A 5,307-nucleotide genomic window follows, 5' to 3' on the forward strand; every position below is an offset into this window, starting at 1 on the left:
AAGAAGCTTAAAATTCACTTGGCTCAAGCGACGTGCGACGAAACATTTCATATCGTCAGCGATATATCCTAGTTACCACTTTAATACACGTCCTTGCTCAACAAAAAAGGTGTGAAATTTAATTTCACACCTTTTATCATTATTAAACTTCCTCACCAACTAGCGAGAATGTTGTAGCTTCTGTAATTTTTACGTTCATTAATTTTCCAAGTAAATCTGCTTCTGGATTTTTCACTGTGAAGTTAACAAGTTTATTTTGTCTAGTTCTTCCAGTAAATTTACTTTCATCAGTTTTACTTTTTCCTTCTATTAAAACTTCAACAGTTTTTCCAACATACTGAGCATTTAAACCTGCAAGTATTTCATTTACTTTAGCTAATACTCTGTTAAATCTTTCATGTTTAACATCTTCTGGAATTTGGTCTTCCATCTTAGCGGCTGGAGTTCCTTCTCTCTTAGAATATATAAAAGTAAATGCGTTGTCGTATTTAACTTTTTCGACTACATCTATAGTATCTAATAAATCTTCTTCTGTCTCTCCTGGGAATCCTATCATTAAGTCAGTAGAAAATGCAATTCCTGGTATTTCAGCTTTAGCTTTTTCTATTATTCTTAAATAATCTTCTTTAGAGTAATGTCTGTTCATTTTTTTAAGAAGACTTGTAGAACCACATTGTACTGGTAAGTGTAGGAATTCACATACTTTATCACAATCTCTCATAGCATATATAACTTCGTCAGATATATCTTTTGGATGAGAAGTCATAAATCTTATTCTCTCTAATCCTTCTACTTCATTTACCATTCTAAGTAACTGAGCAAATGTTATATCTTCTTCTAAAGTTTTTCCATATGAATCAACATTTTGACCAAGTAAAGTTATTTCTTTAGTACCATTAGCTGCTAATTCTTTTATTTCATTTATTATATCTTCTGGAGTTCTAGATCTTTCTCTACCTCTTGTATATGGAACTATACAGTAAGTACAGAAATTATTACATCCATACATTATGTTTACGAAGGCTTTAAGCTCAAATTTTCTACTACTTCTAAGACCTTCTACTACTTCTCCATCCACATCCCAAACATCAACTAATATAGAATCACTATCCATAGTATTTGTTAAAAGCTCTGGGAATTTATATAAATTATGTGTCCCAAATACTAAATCAACATGTTTGTACTTTGATTTTATTTCTTTAACAACATGAGGCTGTTGCATCATACATCCACATACAGCTATTTTTAAGTCTGGATTTTTTCTTTTAGCTAATTTTAAGTGACCTAAGTTACCATAAACTTTAAGTTCAGCATTTTCTCTTACTGCACAAGTATTATATATTATTAAATCACAATCATTTGTCATAAGTGTAGCTTCATAACCCATAGCATCTAACATCCCTGCTAAATTTTCTGAATCATGTTCATTCATTTGACATCCAAAAGTTTGGATCATGTATTTAGGTTTTCTTTTATTTATAGCAAAATATCTAGAATTTTTCTCAGCTATTGCTTCAATAAATCTATTTTGCTCTTCTATCTTTTCTACAGGAACTTGAACTTGTTTTCTTTTTCCCATTTGTCTTCCTCCTTAGTAAATAATGCAAATTTAATTATATCATAAATTTTGTTAAAAATACTAGTAAAAAGCACCAGGATATATATCCTGGTGCTTTAATTATATTTTTTGCCTAATTTACTATTTTTTAATCATTATGTAATCCGATTCTAAATTATTTATATATTCCTCTTCGTAAAGCTGCCTTATCTAATTTTCTATAACTTCTATACCCAGATTCCTACAAACAATTCTACATACAGTTTCTGTAGCATGAGCAACTACCTGTGTACATTTTTCCTTATGACCATTATGTTCTCTATCAAGACCATCTGTTATTTTACCACAACACTGATAACCTGCAAATTTTACAAACTCATCACTAAATTCTTTTGTTAAGTCAAAACATCTATTAATCTTTGGATCACCAGGTTCTCTTCTTCCAAAGAAATACCCCAGACACATAGTTCCACCAGCCAATGCTCCACATATACAATAGGCTCTACCTAATCCCCAAGGAAATCCAGATGACATAGCTATTACATCATCAGGCAAATCTAATTGAAAGTTTTTACGAATTGCATAAATAACAGATTCTGAACATGCAAATCCATTATTAAATATATATTTTGCATCTTCAACAGTTTCTTTTATATTAATACTTTCTACCATTTTGTCCCCCTTTTAAAACAAGATTTTATTCTGTATATATAAATTATACATAAAGGATTAAAATTTAGAAATACTAAATTATGATATTGCTCAAGGAGGGAGAAAACATGTTAGTAGTATTTATTAGAAGTATAATACTATATATTGCCGTATTAATTTCATTAAGAATTATGGGTAAAGGTGAAATAGCTGAGATGAATTGTTTTGATTTAGTTATAACTTTACTGATAGCTGAAGTAGCTTCCACACCCATGGAGAACAATGATATTCCCATGATATACGGAATAGCTGCCCTAACAGGGTTAGTATTTATGCAAACATTAATTTCTATCTTAGGAATTAAAGCAAGATTAGTAAGTAGAATTGTATCTGGAAAACCATCTATTCTAATTAACAAAGGCAAAATAGATTACAATATCCTGAGAAAAGAAAAAATAACTATTGATGAACTTTTAGAACAACTTCGTATTCAAGGATATTTTAATATCAAATATGTTCAATACGCTTTATTAGAAACAGACGGTGGTTTAAGTGTTGTTCCAACAACAACTTACAACACCACTCCAAGTAGAGAATATAACCATCTTCCTATATCATTGATACAAGATGGTAAGATCATTAAAAATAATTTGAAACTAATCAACGAAGATGAAACATGGTTATTGAACATTCTAAAATCTCATCACATAGATAATTTAAAAGATGTGCTTATTTGTGTGTTAGATGAATATGACAAAATATTTATTCAAAAAAAATATGAGTGAGGTGTTGCTTTATGAAATCTTCTTTTTTTGTGATTACATGGACCATAATCTTTATCATAGTAGGATTATTTAATCATCAAAAAATAAATGATTTTTCATATAATTATATAAATGAAATCAACGTTTTAGAAGAAAATATAAAAGAAGATAAATGGGAGCAAGCTTCTTATATTTTAAAGGATACTAAAATGAAATTAGAGGAAGAAAAGAATGTATGGTACAAATTAATAAATCATGGTTATTTTAATGAAATATTTGCATCATTGGAAATTCTTGAACAAAGTATATATTTAGAAGAAAAAATGATAACCCTTCAAGAAATTGAGAAAATAAAAATGGTTTTTGAAAACTTAATGGAAGATGAATGCTACAACCTTAATAGGATTTTTTAGTAACGGAGTTGCCTGAAGCGTGAGCAAAGGCATCTCGTTGACGCTATGACTGGAGCGACCACGCAGTGGCTTGAGCGAAAGGAATTTTTAAAAGCCTTGGCTTTTAAATTAATTTTATATTTAAAACACTACCTACAAAAAGAGTAATATCTTTATAGGTAGTGTTTTACGGTTTTTCTGTTTTTATAATGTATTTATATTATATCCTACTAGGAATTTTTATTATATTTCTATAGTACTGTTATCTATAAATTTACAATCATAATTTATTTTATTCAAATCTTTAATTAGCTTAAAAAGGGCTTGATCTTTCTTCTTAGCTTCTATCATTACATCAAAATCTATATTTACACTTTCTTTTGCTAAATCTAAGAAACTTGCAAAATCATTAACATCTATATAATCAGCATGTTTTCTATCTAGATTGCCTTCCCTCGGACTGGAAAAATGAATCTTAGGTGGCAGTATTTCCTTATCCCATGTGGAAAATATATGCGGAAGTAAATCTCTCATATTCTCCCCATCATTTTTACAATTGTGATGATGTATATCTACAACCATGGGAACTTGTATTTCTTCGCAGACTCTAAGTACATCTTTAGCCGTAAAAACCTTATCGTCATTTTCTAGTATTAACCTTTCTTTTATCCTACTTGGGAAAGTTTTATAGTTTGAAATAAATCTAAGTATACTATCTTCCTTTCCTCCTACAGAACTACCTGTATGAATTACTAACTTACCCTCATCATAATTCATAAGTTCAAATAGATCTACTGCATGGTTAAGGTTTCTTATGGTATCTTCTACCACCTTTTCTTTAACACTATTTATCACATTAAATTGATCTGGGTGAGCATCTAGTCTCATATTAGAATCTTTAATTATCCTTCCTATTCTATTTAGTTCCTTACTAAAATACTTTTCATATGCCCATACTACTTCTGGATGAGTTGTTAAAGGTATTAATTTTGAAGTTAATCTATAAAAATGAATATTGTTTTCTATGTTGTATTTTAAAATAGTTTCTAAGTCCTCTAAATTAGAAAATGTAACTTTTTTTAGTTTTCTCAACCTTTCTTCTTCACTTTTTAATTTATTGTAATTAGCAAAAGTCACTGTACTTGAGGACGTAACATTTTTTAAATTTAGTGCTATTGCCACATATCCTAATCTTACTCTCATAGTTTTCTCCTTAATTTTTATTTAATTTTATTTTTTCTTATATTTAGATATAGTATTCTCAAATTACATTTATCAATTTTTACCACATATTATTTAATTTTCTTTAAATTTGAATGAATTTATTTATTGTGATACAATTTTAGTTAAAGTTGGAACAATAATACTTATACATATTAAATTAGGAGTGAAATTCATGAAACTAGATAAAGATTTTATTTTGAGAATGATTAATGATTTAGCAAAGTCTATAGCTTTTATAGTACTTGGTAAAAATGATATAGAATATGAACTTCCTGAGAATAATGAATATTCAAAGGTAGATTTTCTATATGTAAAGTTATTGGAACTTGTGAATAGTGGCAAAATTAATGAGGCTGAAGATATGTTATTTGATGAGATAAATACTTCTGATATGAGACAGTTTGAAATGGCCATATCTTTCTATTTATACCTTAATGATTTTGGTGATGATTATTTGGAGAAAAATGATTACTCTCGAGATGAAATTAGTGAAGGTATTAAATCTATTTGTAAAGAATATGGTGTATCTACCATGGTTGAGTTTTTATTCTAGTTAAGAGATGATTTTTAAGTACTTGCTCTGAAATTATTTTACTGGTGATTTAGTCAACTGTGTTGCAAAAAAGCTGTGAGATATGTTTTTTATTATATCTCACAGCTTTTTTAGTTATTATTTTATTTTATATCCATTTTGCTTAAAAACTTATATACTTTATTA

General features: G+C 28.4%; 6 protein-coding genes. 3 read left to right on the forward strand and 3 right to left on the reverse strand.

Features of this window, described 5'->3' with window-relative positions; genetic code table 11:
- Nucleotides 1-142 precede the first annotated feature (142 nt).
- Nucleotides 143-1,579 (reverse strand): tRNA (N6-isopentenyl adenosine(37)-C2)-methylthiotransferase MiaB, encoded by a 1,437-nt coding sequence (miaB, locus tag NSA58_RS15525; RefSeq protein ID WP_039681059.1) that lies wholly within the window; start codon nucleotides 1,577-1,579, stop codon nucleotides 143-145.
- 189 nt (nucleotides 1,580-1,768) lie between these two features.
- Nucleotides 1,769-2,230, reverse strand: coding sequence for a C-GCAxxG-C-C family (seleno)protein (locus NSA58_RS15530; protein ID WP_074429762.1), 462 nt, complete (start codon nucleotides 2,228-2,230; stop codon nucleotides 1,769-1,771).
- Between the two features lie 107 nt (nucleotides 2,231-2,337).
- Between NSA58_RS15530 and NSA58_RS15535 the strand changes: the two genes are divergently transcribed.
- Together NSA58_RS15535 and NSA58_RS15540 are read left to right on the forward strand one after the other, a co-directional pair.
- Nucleotides 2,338-2,994, forward strand: a complete 657-nt coding sequence (locus NSA58_RS15535) for a DUF421 domain-containing protein (protein ID WP_039681057.1) — start codon at nucleotides 2,338-2,340, stop codon at nucleotides 2,992-2,994.
- Nucleotides 2,995-3,005: 11 nt separating this feature from the next.
- Nucleotides 3,006-3,386, forward strand: coding sequence for a DUF4363 family protein (locus tag NSA58_RS15540; RefSeq protein WP_074429761.1), 381 nt, complete (start codon nucleotides 3,006-3,008; stop codon nucleotides 3,384-3,386).
- Nucleotides 3,387-3,608: 222 nt separating this feature from the next.
- Here NSA58_RS15540 and uvsE read toward each other — a convergent pair whose 3' ends face one another.
- A complete protein-coding gene (uvsE, locus tag NSA58_RS15545; protein ID WP_074429760.1) occupies nucleotides 3,609-4,568 on the reverse strand; it encodes a UV DNA damage repair endonuclease UvsE in 960 nt (319 codons plus the stop codon).
- 193 nt (nucleotides 4,569-4,761) lie between these two features.
- Between uvsE and NSA58_RS15550 the strand changes: the two genes are divergently transcribed.
- Nucleotides 4,762-5,142: a DUF6483 family protein gene (locus tag NSA58_RS15550; protein ID WP_039681054.1), complete on the forward strand. Its 381-nt coding sequence runs from the start codon at nucleotides 4,762-4,764 to the stop codon at nucleotides 5,140-5,142.
- Nucleotides 5,143-5,307 lie beyond the last annotated feature (165 nt).

Source organism: Terrisporobacter muris (assembly GCF_024621905.1).
Lineage (GTDB): Bacteria > Bacillota > Clostridia > Peptostreptococcales > Peptostreptococcaceae > Terrisporobacter > Terrisporobacter muris.

Coding starts and splice junctions, on each gene's coding strand:
- uvsE (WP_074429760.1), bottom strand. CDS start 4,568: ATGAGAGTAAGATTAGGATATGTGGCAATAGCACTAAATTTAAAAAAT.
- NSA58_RS15535 (WP_039681057.1), top strand. CDS start 2,338: ATGTTAGTAGTATTTATTAGAAGTATAATACTATATATTGCCGTATTA.
- NSA58_RS15550 (WP_039681054.1), top strand. CDS start 4,762: ATGAAACTAGATAAAGATTTTATTTTGAGAATGATTAATGATTTAGCA.
- miaB (WP_039681059.1), bottom strand. CDS start 1,579: ATGGGAAAAAGAAAACAAGTTCAAGTTCCTGTAGAAAAGATAGAAGAG.
- NSA58_RS15540 (WP_074429761.1), top strand. CDS start 3,006: ATGAAATCTTCTTTTTTTGTGATTACATGGACCATAATCTTTATCATA.
- NSA58_RS15530 (WP_074429762.1), bottom strand. CDS start 2,230: ATGGTAGAAAGTATTAATATAAAAGAAACTGTTGAAGATGCAAAATAT.